Here is an 18,195-nt window from a genome sequence, read left to right as displayed (position 1 = left end):
CCCCTGGGAGTCACATGAACACCCTTGGGAGTCGTGGCAGGCCTGAGCTTGGCCGCCACACTAAAGGGCGGCACAAGCCCCACGGCCCCGCGACGCGCCGATGACGCGGGGCGTGGCAACCGTCACAGCGGCGGGCTCAGGCCGACGCCGCCTTCGCGGCCTCGCGCACCGCCCCGGCGACCGCGCCGGCGACCTTGTCGTTGAAGACGCTCGGGATGATGTAGTTCGGGTTCAGCTCGTCCTCGGTCACGACGTTCGCGAGCGCGGTGGCCGCGGCGAGCATCATCTCGGTGTTGACCGTGCGGGACTGGGCGTCGAGGAGACCGCGGAAGACACCCGGGAAGACCAGCACGTTGTTGATCTGGTTCGGGAAGTCCGAGCGGCCGGTGGCCACGACGGCGGCCGTCTGCCGGGCGACGGCGGGGTCGACCTCGGGGTCGGGGTTCGCGAGCGCGAACACAATCGCGTTGTCGGCCATGGCGGCCACGTCGTCTCCGTCGAGGACGTTCGGGGCGGAGACGCCGATGAAGACGTCGGCGTCGCGCACGGCCTCCTTGAGCGTGCCCGTGAGGCCCTCGGGGTTGGTGTTGTCCGCGATCCAGCGCAGCGGGGAGTCGGCGGCCGCGTCGACCAGGTCGGTGCGGTCGCAGTGCACGACACCGTGGATGTCGGCCACGACGGCGTTCTTCACACCGGCGGCGATGAGCAGCTTGAGGATGGCCGTACCGGCCGCGCCGGCGCCGGACATGACGACGCGGATGTCCCCGATCGCCTTGCCCGCGACGCGCAGTGCGTTGGTGAGGGCGGCGAGGACGACGATCGCCGTGCCGTGCTGGTCGTCGTGGAAGACGGGGATGTCGAGGGCCTCGCGCAGCCGGGCCTCGATCTCGAAGCAGCGGGGCGCGGAGATGTCCTCCAGGTTGATGCCCGCGAAGCCGGGGGCGATGGCCTTGACGATCTCGACGATCGCGTCGGTGTCCTGGGTGTCCAGGCAGAGCGGCCAGGCGTCGATGCCGGCGAACCGCTTGAAGAGGGCCGCCTTGCCCTCCATGACGGGCAGCGCGGCCTTGGGGCCGATGTTGCCGAGGCCCAGTACGGCGGAGCCGTCCGTCACGACCGCAACGGAGTTGCGCTTGATGGTGAGGCGGCGGGCGTCCTCGGGGTTCTCGGCGATCGCCATGCAGACGCGGGCCACACCGGGGGTGTAGATCATCGAGAGGTCGTCACGGTTGCGGATGGGGTGCTTCGACGCCATCTCGATCTTGCCGCCGAGGTGCATCAGGAACGTACGGTCGGAGACCTTGCCGAGCGTCACGCCCTCGATGTGTCGCAGCTGCTCGACGATCTCGTCGGCGTGCGCGGTGGAGGTCGCGGCGATGGTGACGTCGATGCGGAGCTTCTCGTGGCCGGATGCGGTCACGTCGAGGCCCGTCACCGAGCCTCCGTGGGACTCGACGGCTCCGGTGAGCTGGGAGACCGCGGTTCCGCTCGCGGGCACCTCCAGCCGGACCGTCATCGAGTAGGAGACGCTGGGCGCCGTTGCCATGGCCGACTTCCTCTGCTTTCGCGCGTACTTCTGCTACTGCGTTTGCTGCGGTTTGCCGTCCGATCGTCGCACCTACCGCCGGGTAGGCGTTAGCCGTCCGGGGTTGAGAACGTTTTGTTCTCAACAAGAAGAGGTCCACGTCACATTCGACGTGGACCTCTTCGGGCGTTCAGTGGCACCGACCCGCCATGCTCGCCTCGCGGCAAGTGGTCGCTCGTAGCGACGAAGGTTGGGCCCGGGGGCTTGGATCGAGCCGGTGCCACCCACAAGGCTAACAGGCGCCTCGGAGTTCGGGGAGTTGGTGATGCGTCGCCGGGTGCGGGTGGTTCGGTCGGCCGCGAGAAGCCCCACGCGCCCGCGGCCGACCGACCACCCGCTCAGTCGCGCAACAGGTCCGGGACTCCCGTCGTGTCCGGGTCGTCCCGCTCCGCCGAGACGACCGTCAGCTGCTGCGTCGCACGCGTGAGCGCGACGTACAGCACACGCAGCCCCGCCGGGGACTCGTCCGCGATCTCCGCCGGGGAGACCACCACCGTGGCGTCGTACTCCAGCCCCTTGGCCTCCAGGCTGCCGAGGGCGACGACGCGGTCGCCGAGGCCGGCCAGCCACCGGGCGGCCTCGTCACGGCGGTTCATCGCGACGACGACGCCGACCGTGCCGTCGACGAGGTCCAGCAGGCGGGCGGCCTCCGCGCGGACCGTGCGGGCCAGGGACTCCCGTACGGCGGTGACGAAGCGCGGCTCTACGCCCGTGGAGCGGACCGCCGAGGGGGACTCGGAGCCCGGCATGGCCAGCGCCAGGACCTTGGCCGCCAGTTCGGCGATCTCGGCCGGGTTGCGGTAGTTGACGGTGAGGGTGAAGCGACGGCGCGGGCGGCTGCCCAGTGCCTCGTCGCGGGCCTCGGCCGCCTCGTCCGGGTCGGACCAGGAGGACTGGGCGGGGTCACCGACGACCGTCCAGGTGGCGTGGCGACCGCGGCGGCCCACCATCCGCCACTGCATCGGCGTCAGGTCCTGGGCCTCGTCGACGATGACGTGCGCGTACTCGGTGCGTTCCTGCGCCAGCCGCTCGGCCCGCTCCCGCTGGGTCTCCTCGCGGACGGGCATCAGCTCCTCCAGTCCCGTGAGCTGGTCCAGGGGGTCGTGATCCCGTTTCCTGCGGGGGCGGGCCGGTACGCCGAGGACGGCCTGGAGTTCGTCCAGTACGGCGACGTCGTGGACCGACAGACCCTCGCGTTTCAGGGAGCGGGCGACCCGGCGGACCTCACCCGGGTTGAGGATGCGCCGGGCCCAGCGGCCGAGGCGGCGCTCGTCGGACATGGCCGCCAGCACGCCGCGCGGGGTCAGCTCGGGCCACCAGGCGTCGAGGAAGGCGATGAAGTCGTCCTCGCTCGTGATGTCCTCGTCGAAGGAGGAGCGCAGCTCGGCGGCCAGCTCCGGGTCGCTGTGCCGGCCCGCCGCCCCCGACCGGGCCCACAGGGCGTCGAGGAGGAGCTTGCGGGCGCGGGGGCGCAGCAGGTTGACGGGGGCCGTGCCGCCGAGCGTGTTGTGGCGGATGCGGTCCAGTTCGGGGGCCTCCAACTCGACGCGCCGGCCGAAGGCGACGACCCGCAGGCGGGTGGGCGCGTCGCTGGATTCCAGGGCGCCCCGAGCTGCCTTCCGCAGCACCTTGAGCATGCGGTACGAACCCTTGGCCCGGGCCACGGCCGGGGAGTCGTACAGCGTGGCCTCCACGCCGTCGACCAGGGAACCGATGGCCCGGATGGCGACCTGGCCCTCCTCGCCGAGGGACGGCAGCACGCCCTCCGTGTAGGCGACGAGCAGCGGGGTCGGGGAGACGATCAGGATGCCGCCCGCGTAGCGGCGCCGGTCCTGGTAGAGGAGGTACGCCGCCCGGTGCAGGGCGACGGCGGTCTTGCCGGTGCCGGGGCCGCCCTCGACGTAGGTGACGGAGGCGGCGGGGGCGCGGATCACCAGGTCCTGTTCGGCCTGGATGGAGGCGACGATGTCGCGCATGGTGTGGCTGCGGGCCTGGCCGAGGGCGGCCATCAGGGCGCCGTCGCCGATGACGGGCAGCTCACCGCCGTCGAGGGAGGCCTTCAGCTCGGGGCGCATCAGGTCGTCCTCGACACCGAGCACCTTGCGGCCCTTGGAGCGGATGACCCGGCGGCGCACGACCCGGCCGGGGTCGACCGGGGTGGAGCGGTAGAAGGGGGCGGCGGCCGGGGCCCGCCAGTCGATGACCAGCGGCGCGTACTCCGAGTCCAGGACGCCGATACGGCCGATGTGGAGGGTCTCGGCGATGTCGGCGGTGTTGTCGGGGCGGACGGCGCCCTCGGCCGGTTCGACGGCGGTGTACGCGCCGTCGGGGCCCTTCTTGCCGTCCTTGCCGAGCAGCAGGTCGATACGGCCGAACAGGAAGTCCTCGAACTCGTTGTTCAGCCGGTTCAGGTGGATGCCGGCGCGGAAGACCTGGGCGTCCCGCTCGGCGAGTGCGCCGGGGGTGCCGACCTGGCCGCGCTGGGCCGCGTCGTTCATCAGGAACTCGGCCTCGTGGATCTTCTCCTCGAGACGCCGGTACACCCGGTCCAGATGTTCCTGTTCGACGCCGATCTCCTTCTCACGCACCGAGTCGTGAGCGGAGTCGAGCGTTTCCTGCTGAACCTGAGCGGCCACCCGGGCCCCCTTCTGACGTGCTGGGCAGCCGTCCACCGTACGCGAAAAGGACCCCGTCAGGCTATGTGCCCGACCGGGGTCCCCTCACGACGTGTTCCGACGTGTCATGCCTTGACCGAGACGAGCTTCTTCCCGCTGAAGGTCAGAACCTCGAAGTGGTCGATCTGGTCCGGTGTGAAGGCGGCGCCGCCGTGGACGTAGAGCGGGTTCCTGGCCTGCTCGGTCTGGGCGTTCTTGATGCCGTAGCCCCACTTCGGGACGGACCAGGAGGTGACCGTCTCGCGCTCGCCGTTCTTGCCGACGGCGATGAGCGAGCACTTCTCCGGGCCCTTGACGTTCTTCAGCTCCAGGACCGCGTGCGTGCCCCAGGCCTTGGACTCCATGGCGACCGTGGCGCTGACCTGGGTGGCCGCGTCGGTGCCGGAGACCTTGTCCTTGTCGGCCATCTTGACGAAGGCGTCGTGGGCGGGCTGGCTGGCGACCGGCGGCTTCTCCGTGTCCCCGCCGCCCGTCGTCGCGAACACGGCCGTGGGGCCGCCGACGATCAGGGCGACGCCCGCCGCCAGCATGAAGAAGTTGCGCCGGCTCTTCTTCGCGCGGTGCTGGACGACCTCGCCGACCAGGCGGTCCGCGAGTCCGGTGGTCGGTTTCGCGGACAGGGACTCGCCGATCGCGGGGGTGCCCTGAGCGGCGGGCAGGTCCGCGAGCGCGGCCAGCATCGGTTCCATACCGGCCAGCTCGTCCAGCTGCTGGCCGCACCACTCGCACGTGGCGAGGTGGATTTCGAACTGTGTGGCCTCGGCGTCGTCCAGTATCCCGAGGGCGTACGCGCCGACGGTCTCGTGGATGTTGTCGCCGGAACCCTGGGCTCCTTGCACAGATCCGGGCATTCCCGGTCCATACCCCCCGTAGATGTTGCTCATGCCGTCACCCCGCGCTCCTCTAGAGCCAGCTTCATCGACCGCAGGGCGTAGAACACCCGGGAGCGGACGGTGCCACTGGGGATGCCAAGCGTCTCGGCCGCCTCATTGACCGTACGCCCTTTGAAATAGGTCTCGACCAGGACTTCCCTGTGAGCAGGGGTCAGGTCGTCCAGCGCGTCCGACAGTGTCATCAGCCACAACGCCTTGTCGATCTCGTCCTCCGCGGGGATGACCTCCAGCGGCGACGGGTCGACCTCCTGCGGCCGGGCCTGCCGGCTGCGGTGGCCGTCGATGACGATGCGACGTGCGACCGTCACCAGCCAGGGGCGTACCGATCCGGTCGCTCGATTGAGCTGACCGGCGTTCTTCCAGGCCCGGATGAGAGTTTCCTGCACAACGTCCTCGGCACGCTGGCGGTCGCCCGCGACCAGACGCAGCACGTACGCGAGCAAGGGTCCAGCGTGCTCGCGGTACAGCGCGCGCATCAGCTCCTCATCAGGCTCTGAGGGCTGCGATGCGCGATGTCGTGCCCTGTGCGGGCGTTCATCGGCCACAGCGGAATCCTTGCGCACGGCTACCTCCGGTGTCCGGGGGTTCCCCCAGTCGGTCGCTCACATCGGGATACGTAGGTAACCAGTTGTGTGTTCAGAGTTGAGCCACAACTTTCTCGATTAAACGCGGTGCGGGTGGGGCAGCTGGGGGACAAGTGGTCCCATATCCCTGCTTAAACCGGCACGCATGGACGGGAATTGTGAAGACACCCGCGTCGCGATGTGAAAAACAGCACTGCTGCTTCTTTACGGCGACTTGAGGTTTGCCCAACTGTCGGGGTGGGTACCGAGGGCGCGCGTTTCCGCCTCAACTACGCGCGGGCCAGGGCCGCTCGGCGGCGGTGGCGGGCCACGCGCTCGCGATTGCCGCAGATCTCGCTGGAGCACCAGCGGCGGCGGCGGCCGCGGGAGGTGTCGACGTACACGATGGGGCAGTTGTCGCCCGCGCAGCGGCGCAGGCCGGCGCAGGCCACCGGGTCGGTGAGCAGCTCCACGGCGTCGCGGGCGATCAGGGCGAGCAGGGCGGCGCGGTCGGGGGTGCGGTCCAGGGTGCGGGTGAGGGTGCCGTTGTCCGTGCGGACGGCTCGGGGGGCCGGAGTGGGGGCGCACGCCAGGTCGTTGACCCTTGCCAGGGCGAGGTCGAGGGGGTGGGCGGCCGGGGTGCGGGGGTCGCGTGCGCGGTCCGGGTCGGCGTGGACCAACTGTCCTATGTGTCCGCGTAGTTCCCGGAAGTCCACCAGCCAGTGCGGGGTGATGGGGGCGAGGGGGGTGCCCTCGGGGACGAGGCGGGCGGCGGTGATCCAGGTGCGCAGGGCGTCCGGGGAGTCGAGTTGTTCCTCGGGGTGGGTGGTGGCGAGGAAGTCCAGGCAGAGGTGGCCGCAGTCGAAGCGGGGGTCTTGTGCCATGGGCTTGTCACCGCCGTGGGGTTGCCGGCCGGCAGGGGTGCGCTGCGCTCGGGAGGTACGTACCCCTTACAGTGCCTGGGCGCACCCCCGGCGGGAACCCTCCGGTGTGCGGCCGGTTCGGATCGCCCCCGCCGCCCCTACCCGTCCCATCCTCAAGGGGCTGCGCCCCTTCGACCCCCATGTGCGGGTCCGGTGGGGGTTGCTCGCGCAGTTCCCCGCGCCCCTGAAACACCAAGGGCTGCGCCCCTACAACCCCCAACCGCGGGCCCGGTGAGGGCTGCTCGCGCCGATCCCCGCGCCCCTGAAACACCAAGGGCTGCGCCCCTACAACCCCCAACCGCGGGCCCGGTGAGGGCTGCTCGCGCCGATCCCCGCGCCCTCGAAGGGTCGGGAGTCGCGGCCCTCTACGCGTCGTACTTCGTGTCCGCCGTGGGGTCCAGGGCCAGGCGGTAGCCGCGTTTGACCACCGTCTGGATGAGTTTGGGGGTGCCCAGGGACGTGCGGAGGCGGGCCATGGCCGTTTCCACGGCGTGTTCGTCGCGGCCCGCGCCGGGGAGGGCCTTGAGGAGGTCCGAGCGGGGGACGACCCAGCCCGGCCGGCGGCAGAGCGCACGCAGCAGGGACATGCCGGCCGGGGGGACGGGGCGGAGGTCGCCGTCGACGAGGACCGCGTGGCCCCGGATCTCCACCCGGTGGCCGGCGATGGGCAGGATGCGGGCGCGGCCGGGGAGTTCCTGGCACAGGAGCTGGACGAGGGGGCCGAGACGGAAGCGCTCGGGCTGGACCGTGTCCACGCCGTGGGCCTGGAGGGGCAGGGCCGTCACCGGGCCCACGCAGGCGGGGAGGACGTCGTGGCCCAGGGCGTTGAGCAACTCCGGGAGCAGGCCCCGGTCCTCGGCGCGGGAGAGCAGGGACGCCGCCGCCGGGGCGCTGGTGAAGGTCAGGGCGTCGAGGCCGCGGCCGATCGCCGCGTCCAGGAGGCGGTCCATGGGGGTGATGTCCTCGGGGGGCATCCAGCGGTACACGGGGACACCGACGACCTCCGCTCCGGCGGCCCGCAGGGACTCCACGAAGCCGGGAAGGGGTTCCCCGTGGAGCTGGATGGCGAGCCGGCGGCCCTCGACGCCTTGCTCCAGCAGCCGGTCGAGCACCTCGGCCATGGATTCGGAGGAGGGGGACCACTCCTCGGTGAGTCCGGCGGCACGGATCGCACCCTTCACCTTCGGTCCGCGCGCCAGGACTTCGACGCCCCGCAGCCGGTCGAGGAGCGCCTCCCCGAGGCCCCAGCCGTCCGCAGCCTCGATCCAGCCGCGGAAGCCGATCGCGGTGGTCGCGACCACGATGTCGGGTGCCTGGTCGAGCAGGTCCTTGGTCGCGGCGAGCAGTTCGCTGTCGTCGGCGAGCGGCACGATGCGCAGGGCGGGGGCGTGCAGGACCGCGGCTCCGCGGCGCTGGAGAAGTGCTCCGAGTTCGTCGGCCCGGCGGGCGGCCGTGACCCCCACGGTGAAGCCCGCGAGCGGCCCGTGGTCCGTCGGCGCTGTCCGATCCATCCGATCCATCAGAACCGTCCTGTCTGGTCGATCGGCTCGATCTGATCGCTCGGGTCGCTGCTGTTCGTCGTACATGGCTCTCGTCCCGCAGTCGAGTCGTTGCACTCAGTCGAAGCTCTGTGCGTGCGGGTGCACCGATTGGTGCGCCCACATGCCGAACGAGCCTGTCAACGGTGCGTGACAGGCTCGGTTCGGGTTGATGACGCTGGTGTTACGTCACACGTGTCATGCCATGGGCGATGTCACACCTCGGCGTAGCTGAGCTGCGGCTTCGCCTCCGTGGCCGTCGTCGCCGCAGAGGCGTTCGAGGCCGGGCGGCGAAGGTATACGGCCCAGGTCACCGCGAAGCAGAGGCCGTAGAAGGCGAGGAAGGAGACGAAGGCGCCGGTGCCGGAGCCGACCGTGAGGAAGGACTGGCGGAAGGCCAGGTTGATGCCGAGGCCGCCGAGCGCGCCCACCGCGCCGATGATGCCCATGGAGGCACCGGAGAGACGGCGTCCGTAGGCCGCGGCCTCCTCGCCGTCCAGGCCCTTGGCCAGGGCCTTGGCCTGGAAGATGCCCGGGATCATCTTGAAGGTGGAGCCGTTGCCGAGGCCGCTGAGGACGAACAGCGCGATGAAGGCGCAGGTGAACAGCGGGAGCGACTTCTGCATGGAGGCGATGACGATGATCCCGGTGGCGCCGGCCATGGCGACGTAGTTCCACAGGGTGATCTTGGCGCCGCCGTACTTGTCGGCGAGCGCGCCGCCGACGGGGCGGATCAGCGAGCCGAGCAGCGGGCCGATGAAGGTGACGTACGCGGACTGCAGCGGCGTACGGCCGAACTGGGTCTGCAGGACCAGGCCGAAGGCGAAGCTGTAGCCGATGAAGGAGCCGAAGGTGCCGATGTAGAGGAAGGACATGATCCAGGTGTGGGCGTCCTTGACGGCGTCCTTGGCCGCGCCGGTGTCGTTCTTCAGCGACGCGATGTTGTCCATCCTGATCCAGGCCAGGACGGCGGCGATCACGATGAGCGGGATGTAGATCCCGAGGAGGACGCGGGGACCGCCCGAGGCGCCGATGACGGCGAGACCGATCAGCTGCACGACCGGGACACCGATGTTGCCGCCGCCCGCGTTGAGGCCGAGCGCCCAGCCCTTCTTCCGCAGCGGGAAGAAGGCGTTGATGTTGGTCATGGAGGAGGCGAAGTTGCCGCCGCCGATACCGGCGAGCATCGCGCAGACCAGGAACGTGTTGAACGAGGTCCCCGGCTCCATCACGGCGAAGGCCGCGACGGTCGGGATGAGCAGCAGGCTCGCGGAGACGACCGTCCAGTTGCGTCCGCCGAACAGCGCCACCGCGAAGGTGTACGGGATGCGGACGATCGCGCCGACCAGCGTGGCCATCGAGACGATGAAGAACTTGTCGGCCGGAGTGAGCCCGTACTCCGGGCCCATGAACAGCACCATCACCGACCAGACGGTCCAGATGGAGAAGCCGATGTGCTCCGACAGCACCGAGAAGATCAGGTTGCGACGGGCGACCTTCTCGCCGGTCTCGTTCCAGAAGGCCTCGTTCTCGGGATCCCAGTGCTGGATCCAGCGGCCTCCCCTGCTCGATGCGGGGGCAGTGCTCGGGGCTGTCATGACGCCTCCACGTTCTCCGGGCTCAGGTGTTGCGTTGCGGGGATGAGGGGTGATGAGTCCCGAAGGTAGGGAGAGCGCGTTTCCTGTTCTGTGGCACCGGGTGACCGGAAGGGAACTTCGCTCTCACGGATGCGCGGACCTGCCGGTGAGGAAATGGTGAGCGGGGCGTCATACCCGGTGGTCATGCCACCTTCGGCGCGGCCCTCATGCCAATGTAGGCGCACCGGGTGCCGTCGCTCAGCGTGGCGAAGACCACAGGCATCCAGTCCTCCGCGAACGAGGAGCCGCCGCCCGCACCGGCGAACACCGTGTCCGACAGGGGGACGAGGTCCATCTCCAGGTCCGGCGAGTAGCCCACCATCCCGTCGACGAAGGCGTAGGTGAGGTGCGGTGTGCCGTTCCTCTCGCCGATCGTGATGACGACTCCCTCCCTCTTGTACGTACCGGTCCAGGGGGTGATGTCGACGGCGGGCGGCTCGGCGGCGGGGGCGAACGGCGGGGGCATCGTGACGCCGGCCAGTTCCGCCATCAGCTCGCGCAGCAGATCGGCGTAGAGGAGGCGGGAGGCGCCGCCGTTGGTGAGCAGGGCGACGGCGACCCCCTTCGTCGGCGCCACGCGCAGGAAGGCGTACTGGCCGGTCGCGGCGCCGTCGTGCCCGTGGCCGGGGACACCGTCCCAGTCGTACAGCGTCCAGCCGAGACCCCAGCCGTCCGCGCTGACCGTCCACTTGTCGGGGACGTCGGTCTCCCGGGCCCGCATGGCCGACACGGTCTCGGGGCGGAGGATCCCGGCGCCGCCGTCGAGGTGGGCCTTCGCGTACCGGACCACGTCACCGGCGGTGGCGAGCACCCGGGCGCCCGGGCCGGCCGCGCGCGGCATCATGTCCCAGACGGGGGCCGGGGTCTGCGTTCCGTCCTCCCCCGCCATGTGCCCCATGGCCACGCGGAACGGCAGCGCCTCCTCCGGCAGGGTCATGGTGTGCGTCAGGCCGAGCGGCGCGAACACCCGCTCCCTGAGCGCCTGGTCCCAGCTCAGCCCGGTCAGCACCTCGACGATCCGGCCGAGCACGACGTACCCGATCCCGCTGTACGACACCGCCGTACCCGGCGGGCAGTCCATCGCCACGCCCTTCGCGGCCTCGACGTACCGGGCGATCGCGTCGTCGCCGCGCCCCGTGTCGATGTGGAAGTCGCAGGTCAGGCCGCTGGTGTGGGAGAGCAGCATGCGGGGTGTGATGACCTCGGTGGCCGCCGGGTCGACGGTCGCGAACTCCGGCAGGACCTTCACCACCGGGACGTCCAGGTCGAGTTCGCCGGACTCCACCAGCTGCATGACGAGGGCGGCCGTGTAGACCTTCGCGATCGAGCCGAGCTGGAAGACGGAGTCGGTCGTCGCCTCGACGCCGGTCGCCCTGCTGAGCACGCCGCTGGCCAGTTCGTGGATCTCGCCGTGGGCGAGGAAGGCGAGCGTCGCGCCGGGCACTCCGTGAGCGGCGCGGAGGGTGTCGAGGCGGTGCTGCCAGTGGGCGAGGTCGGGGGCGGTGCGCTGGGACATGGGGTGCCTTTCGGAACGCGGGACAGGGATGCGGGGCCGCCGGTCGTGCGCGGTGCGGCCATGTGGAACACCGTACGCACTGCGAACAGTGTGCGCAAGTACGTACAGCGTTCTCGCCTGGGTGTGAAAAAGGGCCGCACACGGGGAAACCGTGCGCGGCCCTCTGGTTCGACGGCCGGGCGGGCCCGCGGGTCAGGTGCCGGCCCGGCCGTCCCCGCTCGCCTCCGGCACGGCCGGGGCGGCGGCCGTGCCGCGTCTGAGCTGTTCGGTGATCTGGACGAAGGCGGCCCGGCGGTGTTCCGGGATGCCGAGCGCGGTCGCCGCCTGCTCGGCGGAGAGCGGGTGGTCCCCGGGGTCCGTGCCGGTGCCGGGTGGCATCGGCGCCTGGGGCAGGTCCTGCTCGGTCAGCTTGCCCGAACGGATCAGGACCTCCCGGACCGGGATGCCGAGCGCCCGCGACAGGCCCCGCATCGTCTCCAGGTCCGGCATGCTCCGGCGTTGCAGCAGCCGGGTGATGGCCGCCCGGTGCACTCCCGCGTCCTCGGCGAGCCTGGTCCGGCCGCCGCCGCGCGGGCTGTCGATGTCGTACCCGTGCGCTCGCATCACGCCTTCGATCCAGGCCGCGAACGCGGGGATGTGTTCGGCATCGCTTTTCATGTGTGGACGCTCCCCGCCTCTGCTTTCCCCTCAGTCGCCGCCGCCCCGGCCCCGGGTTGCCGCCGGTCCGGCACGGCCCCGGGCACCGCCGCCCGGCGACCTGCGACGGCGGGGCCCGGCGGCGTCCACATCGCCGGGCCCCGCATGCTGTCCATGGTCAGCCCGTCGCCTCACCCACATAGCTGAGCGTGTCCGTGCCGCCGGCCTCCCAGGTGATGACCACGTCGTCGCCGGAACGCCGGACCGTGGCGAAGGTGACGTCGTCGTCGCTGACGTTCTTCGAGGCCATGGGCGTGAGGGCCATCCGGAAGTTGTTGTCGTCGCGGTACTTGCCGACGCCGGTCAAGATGCCCTTGCCGCCGACCATGTCGATGTAGGACAGCGGGTGCTGGCCCTTGGCCTCGCCGGCCGTCTGCTCCGCGCCGATCGTCAGGGTGCGGGCCTCGTCGTCCTGCCACTGGCCCTCGACGCCCTCGGCCGGCGCGGTGGAGGAACCCCCGTCGTCCAGACCGCCGTCGGGCGTGCCGGTGGCCTCCTCCGTGGCCTCGTCGGCGGCCTCCTCCGTCTCGGCCGGGCTCTCCGACGCCGAGGCCGACGCGCTCCGGCCGGGCCGGGCCGTGTCCGTGTCGTCCCCGTCGCCGACGAGGAGGAAGATGCCGCCACCGATCACCGCGAGCGCCGCCACGGCGGCCACGATGATCAGCGCGACCTTCCCGCCGCCCCCGGACGGCGGAGGCGGTGGCGGGTAACCCCCGTACTGCGGACCGTAGTTCGGTGCCCCAGGCGCCCCCGGCGGCCCGTACGGCGGCTGCCCGCCACCCCCGTACGGCTGCTGAGGAGCCGTCGCGTACGGGTTCGGCGGCTGGCCGGGAACCTGGCCCGGGGCCGTGTACGGCCCCGGGTGCGGCTGCGGAGGCTGCTGGGAACCGTAACCGCCGTAGGGCGGGCCGGGGGGAGGCTGAGTCATCGGCGGATGTCACTCCTTGAGTCGCTTCGGCGAGGCACGAAGTGCGGAACACCTGCCTCCAGCGAGCCCAACATTCACCACCCGCTCAGTCGCACGCAAGTGCGTATCCCGGTTGGTTACCGGGTCAATACATGACCGAGCACACGTAACCGGCCGCCCGCGTCAGGACCTGCTCGCGGCCCTCCCGACATCCCCACTCCGCGGCCACAACCGCGGCCTGCGCCGGGCCGCGAGATCCTCCGCCCAGCCGAACGCGACGACACAGGCGACGACCAGCAGCCAGGTCAGGGCCAGCACCGGCCAGACGCTCTCCAGCAGCCACGGGGCGTGCTGTTCGAGGAACACCACGTCCCACAGCCGGTCCCACTGGGTCGAGGCGATCATGATGCAGGTGGTGTGCCAGAGATAGATCGTCACCGCGCGGGAGTTGAGGAAGGCGATCACCCCGTCCCAGCGGCGCAGCCGCGGCGGCCACTGCGACCACGACGGGCTCAGGTGCAGCAGCAGCGCCACCACGGCGACGGACCACAGGGACTGGGCGAACGGCATGTCGTCCAGGTCGTGGCCCTGGCCGTAGTCGCCGCTGAGGGCGAACCAGAGGCCGACGAGGGCGACCGCCGGGGCCACGGACGGCACGACGTACCTCGGCAGGCGCTTGAGGACGCCCTCCTGGTGGGCCATGCCGAGGAGCCAGCAGGCGCCGAAGGTGGCGAAGTCCGTGAAGCCCGCGGCGAGCCGCTCACCGGGGACGGCCAGCCAGCCCAGTTCCAGCAGCGCCGCCAGGGCGAGCGGCGCGAGGACCGTCAGCACCGGCATCCTCCGCAGCGCGCGCAGCAGCACCGGGGAGAGGACGACGTACCAGATGTAGGTGCGGACGTACCAGAGCGGTCCGGCCAGTTCCACGGCCCAGTCGGCGCCGATGAAGCCGTGCACCCCGGGCAGGCCGTCGGCGTACGGCGGCTCGCTGACCGGGAGGATCCAGAACGCGAGGTGGAACCACCACCACAGCGGATGCCAGTACGGATCCGGCGCCCAGCCCTGGGCCACCATGCCCGTCACCCCGACGACGCCCAGCAGCCACACCGGTGGCAGCAGCCGGCGAAGCCGGCCCTTGACGACACCCGGGGCGGGGCGCTTCAGCGAGCGCGCCATGAGGTTGCCGGCGAGCGCGAACATCACGCCCATGGAGGGGAAGACCAGCGGCAGCCAGCTCCAGCCGGCGAGGTGGTAGAGCACCACCCGGAAGATGGCCAGGGCCCGCAGCAGGTCGAAGTAGCGGTCCCGGCCGGAGACGGGCGGGGCGGCCGGGGTCTGCGGCGCTGAGTCCTGGGTGAGGGTGCTCATCCGACCGGCCTCCGTTCCTCCGACTGCTGCCGCGGCACGGCGGCCGCCTGTTCCGGCGCGCCCGGCAGCCCCACGGCCCCGGTCCGCCGCAGCTTCTGCCAGCGCAGCCGGCCGCCGGTCAGGGCCGTGATCCACGACTGCAGCAGGACGACGTACATGAGCTGGCGGTAGAGGATCTGCTGGAGCGGGAGCGAGATCAGATGGGTCATGCGCTCCTTGTCGAGGTGGAACGCCAGCGCGGCGCACACCACCTGGACCGCCAGGACCCCCAGCCAGGCGCCGATCGTCTTCTCCGTGGGCCCGAAGATCAGCCCGTAGAGCAGGAAGACGTCGATGAGCGGGGCCAGCAGCGGTGCCACGACCATGAAGAGGGAGACCAGCGGCAGGCCCACACGGCCGAAGCGGCCCGAGGGGCCCCGGTCGAAGAGGGAGCCACGGTGCTTCCAGATCGCCTGCATCGTGCCGTACGACCAGCGGTAGCGCTGCGACCACAGCTGCTGGACGGATTCCGGGGCCTCGGTCCAGGCGCGCGCGTTCTCGGCATAGACGACGTGCCAGCCGTCGCGGTGCATGGCCATGGTGATGTCGGTGTCCTCGGCGAGGGTGTCCTCGCTCATGCCGCCGACGCGTTCGAGTGCCGTGCGCCGGAACGCCCCGACCGCGCCGGGGATCGTCGGCATGCAGCGCAGGACGTCGTACATCCGGCGGTCGAGGTTGAAGCCCATCACGTACTCGATGTGCTGCCAGGCGCCGATCATGGTGTCGCGGTTGCCGACCTTGGCGTTGCCCGCGACCGCGCCGACCCGGGGGTCGGCGAACGGCTGGACCAGCTCACGGACGGTGGACGGCTCGAAGACCGTGTCGCCGTCCATCATCACGATGATCTCGTGCCGGGCGTTGGCGATGCCCCGGTTGAGGGCGGCCGGCTTGCCCGCGTTGAGCTGCCGTACGACTCGGACGCCCGGCAGGTCCTTGCCCAGGTCCTCGACGATGCCGGCGGTGCCGTCGCTCGAGCCGTCGTCGATGACCAGCACCTCGATGGGGTGGTCGCTCGCCACCAGCGAACGGACCGTCTTCTCGATGCACTTGGCCTCGTTGTACGCGGGGACGAGCACCGACACCGGTTCCGTGACGGGTCCGTCCGCGCCCCAGCGGAAGCCGCGGCGCCTGACCTTGCGGGCGTGCACGATCGACAGGATCAGCATCAGGCCGAAGCGGGCGAGGACGAGGACGCCGACGACCGCGAGGGCGACCACGAGGACGCTCGTCGTCCGTTCGGAGACCTGCACCAGCGTCACCCAGACCTTGCCCTTCACCAGGCCGAGACCGGAGACGGGGGTGTGCGCGCTGGGCGCCTCCAGGGCGCCGGTGAGGGTGTCGAACGTGTAGCCCTCGGCCTGGAGTCCGCTGATGTACCGGTCCAGCGCGGCGACGGTCTGCGAGCGGTCGCCGCCGGCGTCGTGCATCAACACGACGTGCCCGTCACCGCGGCGCTCGGGCGTGGCCCGGCGGATGATCTCGTCGACGCCGGGCCGGGCCCAGTCCTGGCTGTCGGTGTCACTGACGACGGTGATGTAGCCGCGGCTGCCGATGTACTGCGTGACCGGCCAGGTCCGGTTGTCCATGCGCGCGGAGAACGAGGAGTACGGCGGCCTGAACAGGGAGGTGCGGATACCGGCGGCGCCTGCGAGCGCGAGCTGGTTCTGGGACAGCTCCCAGTCGATGCGGTCCTTGCTCTGCAGCGTGAGGTCGGGGTGGTTGAAGGTGTGCAGGCCGATCTCGTGGCCCTCGTCGACCATCCGCCGCACCAGGTCGGGGTAGCGCGAGGCCATCGTGCCGGTGATGAAGAAGACGGCCTTGGCGTCGTGCTTCTTCAGCATGTCGAGGACCTTGGGGGTCCACGTGGGGTCGGGTCCGTCGTCGAAGGTCAGGACCAGTTCGTGATCGGGGATGTCGAGGCTGATCTGGCGGCCCGAGCGGGTGTCGATCACGGGGCCGCCCTTGAGTATCTCCTTCGGCACCCGGTCGTTCGCCACGGGCGGCCCGACCCGGTGGTCCGCGAGGATCTCGCTGTGCACGTACCCGCGCAGCATCAGCATGGCCATCAGGGCGAGGAGCAGGACGCAGGGCAGCAGGTAGCGCAGCGGAACCCGGCGCCCGGAACGCTTGCGCACCCGCTTGCGCGGGCCTTTGCCCGGACTCGCGCCCTCGGCCGTGTCGACTGCCGGGTCGTCGGCGGTGCCGCCCACGGGGGTCTGTGGTGCTCGCGGTGAGCGGGTACGACGTGGGGCGGCGGCACGCGAAGGCGTGCCGCCGCGCTTGGAGCGGGTCATCAGGCGGGGCTCTCCGGGTTCTGCGGGTCCTGGGGGCTCGCGGGCTCCTGCGGGCTCTGCGACTCCGCGGGCGTCGACGGGGCGGGCTCGACGGGCGCCGGGGAGGCCGGGCCGTCGGCCACGGTGTCGGTGCCCGGGCCCGGATCGGCGGAGCCGGTCTCGGAGGGCGTGGGTGAGGGCGGCGGCGAGGCCGCGGGGCTCGGGTCGACCTTCGGCGGCTCGGGCGTGGGGGTGGCAGGCTCGGGGTCCTTCGCACCGCCGCTCGGCTTCGGCTGCGGCTTCGGCGTCGCTCCGGCGCTCGGCCGGGCCGAGGGTTCGGCGCGGGCGGACTTCTCCGGCTGCTCGGCCCTGCCCGACGAGCCGGCCGGGGACTTGGCACCGGGCGAGGACGTCGCGCCCGTACGGCCGCCGCCCGGACCCGCGTCCGGTACGAAGCCCTCGGCCTCGTCGGACCGGTCGTCCGACTCGCCCGGCAGCGGCGGTGTGTCCACCTTGCTCGCCGGCTTGTCGTCCTTCTGCATCGGCACCGGCAGCCAGGGCGCGTCCGAGTTGCCCGACACCAGGGTGCCGACGATGACCACGGCGTACGCGGCGCAGGCGGTGCCGACGGCGATACCGAGCCGCCGGTAGAGGTTCCTGCGCCGGCCCGACTCGTCCACGAAGACGGGACCGTCGGAGTCCTGGCCGGCACCCGCCGCGTCGCCGTCCCGGCCGGCGTGCCTGCCCTTGCCCTCGTCCACTTCGCGCCCCACGCCGTCGAGTTGCACGGTCACCTCGTGCGGATCGTGATTGCGGCCCGGCTGATCGGGCTGCTCCCAGGGCGCCGGCAGGCCCCCGGGGGCGGTCGGCTGCCGGGGCACTCCGAGACCGGCGGACCCGGGGATCCCCGGGTGTCCCGAGCCTCCGCTTCCGTGGTCCCGCTCCGTCCGGGACACGGCTCCCGTTCTGTCGGCGGCCTCGGGCCAGACCACCTCGCCGGAGCCACCGCCCCTACCACCACGGCCACGACCGGGGCCTTCACCTTCGCCCTCGGTCCGCTTCGGCTGAATGCCGTTGGGCCAGTTGTCGACGTGCACGCACTTCCCCCCACGGGATCGTTCCGGGCGCGTGTTTCGATGCCGGGCTGTCGCACTTCCTGTACCGGACCGGGCCCCCACCCGATCCGGGGCGCCCCACCCATCACACGCACCCTGGCCAACGAATGTATGGGTGGGAAAGATGTGTATGTGTGTGCTGTCAGGCGAAGGTCATCATGATGAGTGCATCTGTGGGCGGAATCCCCCCGTCCTCCCGATCTGACAGCCATAATTCCGCGGCCCCGCCCGGGGACCCACCCCGACCGCTCGAACCCGGCGAACCCGAGCCCCCGCCCCCACCCCGGCAATGGCCACACCGGCAAGCAGGACGCCGACGCCCCGGCCCGCCTGACCGCACCACGCACCCACCCGGCCCGACCACCACCCGAGCCCCGACGCCGGCCGACGCTTCCCACCCGACGCCCACCGGCGCGGGCCCCGGCGCCCCGGCCCCCGGACAGCCCGACCGCGCAGCCCCGCCCTCCACG

13 protein-coding genes are annotated in these 18,195 nt (G+C 71.5%); all 13 read right to left on the bottom strand.

From position 1 onward, the window contains the following. Positions 1 to 136 precede the first annotated feature (136 nt). Positions 137 to 1,546 carry an NAD-dependent malic enzyme gene (locus tag ACFU5F_RS19850; protein WP_383888742.1) on the bottom strand — a complete coding sequence of 470 codons (1,410 nt, stop codon included), beginning with the start codon at positions 1,544 to 1,546 and terminating at the stop codon, positions 137 to 139. A 377-nt stretch (positions 1,547 to 1,923) separates the two neighbouring features. Further along, a complete protein-coding gene (locus ACFU5F_RS19845) occupies positions 1,924 to 4,221 on the bottom strand; it encodes a HelD family protein (protein WP_383888740.1) in 2,298 nt (765 codons plus the stop codon). A gap of 104 nt (positions 4,222 to 4,325) precedes the next feature. Then, complete coding sequence (locus ACFU5F_RS19840) at positions 4,326 to 5,111, bottom strand: anti-sigma factor family protein (protein WP_383888737.1); 786 nt, start codon at positions 5,109 to 5,111, stop codon at positions 4,326 to 4,328. A 29-nt stretch (positions 5,112 to 5,140) separates the two neighbouring features. After that, positions 5,141 to 5,716, bottom strand: a complete 576-nt coding sequence (locus tag ACFU5F_RS19835; RefSeq protein WP_013003188.1) for a sigma-70 family RNA polymerase sigma factor — start codon at positions 5,714 to 5,716, stop codon at positions 5,141 to 5,143. Positions 5,717 to 6,006: 290 nt separating this feature from the next. Further along, entirely contained in the window at positions 6,007 to 6,600 is a 594-nt protein-coding gene (locus tag ACFU5F_RS19830) for a CGNR zinc finger domain-containing protein (protein WP_383888734.1), read from the bottom strand. Positions 6,601 to 7,004: 404 nt separating this feature from the next. Further along, positions 7,005 to 8,225 (bottom strand): uroporphyrinogen-III synthase, encoded by a 1,221-nt coding sequence (locus tag ACFU5F_RS19825; RefSeq protein ID WP_383888732.1) that lies wholly within the window; start codon positions 8,223 to 8,225, stop codon positions 7,005 to 7,007. 167 nt (positions 8,226 to 8,392) lie between these two features. Beyond that, positions 8,393 to 9,775, bottom strand: coding sequence for a nitrate/nitrite transporter (locus tag ACFU5F_RS19820; protein ID WP_383888729.1), 1,383 nt, complete (start codon positions 9,773 to 9,775; stop codon positions 8,393 to 8,395). Between the two features lie 181 nt (positions 9,776 to 9,956). Then, complete coding sequence (locus tag ACFU5F_RS19815; RefSeq protein ID WP_383888726.1) at positions 9,957 to 11,330, bottom strand: serine hydrolase domain-containing protein; 1,374 nt, start codon at positions 11,328 to 11,330, stop codon at positions 9,957 to 9,959. Between the two features lie 192 nt (positions 11,331 to 11,522). Further along, positions 11,523 to 11,987, bottom strand: coding sequence for a helix-turn-helix domain-containing protein (locus ACFU5F_RS19810; protein ID WP_383888723.1), 465 nt, complete (start codon positions 11,985 to 11,987; stop codon positions 11,523 to 11,525). A gap of 157 nt (positions 11,988 to 12,144) precedes the next feature. Further along, positions 12,145 to 12,954 (bottom strand): hypothetical protein, encoded by an 810-nt coding sequence (locus ACFU5F_RS19805; RefSeq protein WP_383888720.1) that lies wholly within the window; start codon positions 12,952 to 12,954, stop codon positions 12,145 to 12,147. 162 nt (positions 12,955 to 13,116) lie between these two features. Continuing rightward, positions 13,117 to 14,298, bottom strand: a complete 1,182-nt coding sequence (locus tag ACFU5F_RS19800; protein ID WP_383888717.1) for an acyltransferase — start codon at positions 14,296 to 14,298, stop codon at positions 13,117 to 13,119. After that, complete coding sequence (locus tag ACFU5F_RS19795; RefSeq protein ID WP_383888714.1) at positions 14,295 to 16,631, bottom strand: glycosyltransferase; 2,337 nt, start codon at positions 16,629 to 16,631, stop codon at positions 14,295 to 14,297. Before ACFU5F_RS19795 ends, ACFU5F_RS19800 begins: the two co-directional genes overlap by 4 nt. After that, the gene (locus ACFU5F_RS19790; RefSeq protein WP_383888711.1) at positions 16,631 to 17,404 is read right to left on the bottom strand and encodes a hypothetical protein; all 774 of its coding nucleotides are present in this window, start codon (positions 17,402 to 17,404) and stop codon (positions 16,631 to 16,633) included. Before ACFU5F_RS19790 ends, ACFU5F_RS19795 begins: the two co-directional genes overlap by 1 nt. Between the last annotated feature and the right edge of the window lie 791 nt (positions 17,405 to 18,195).

Origin of the sequence: Streptomyces sp. NPDC057438 (genome assembly GCF_042802995.1) — a bacterium.
Lineage (GTDB): Bacteria > Actinomycetota > Actinomycetes > Streptomycetales > Streptomycetaceae > Streptomyces.
This window is presented reverse-complemented; position numbering and strand designations above follow the sequence as displayed.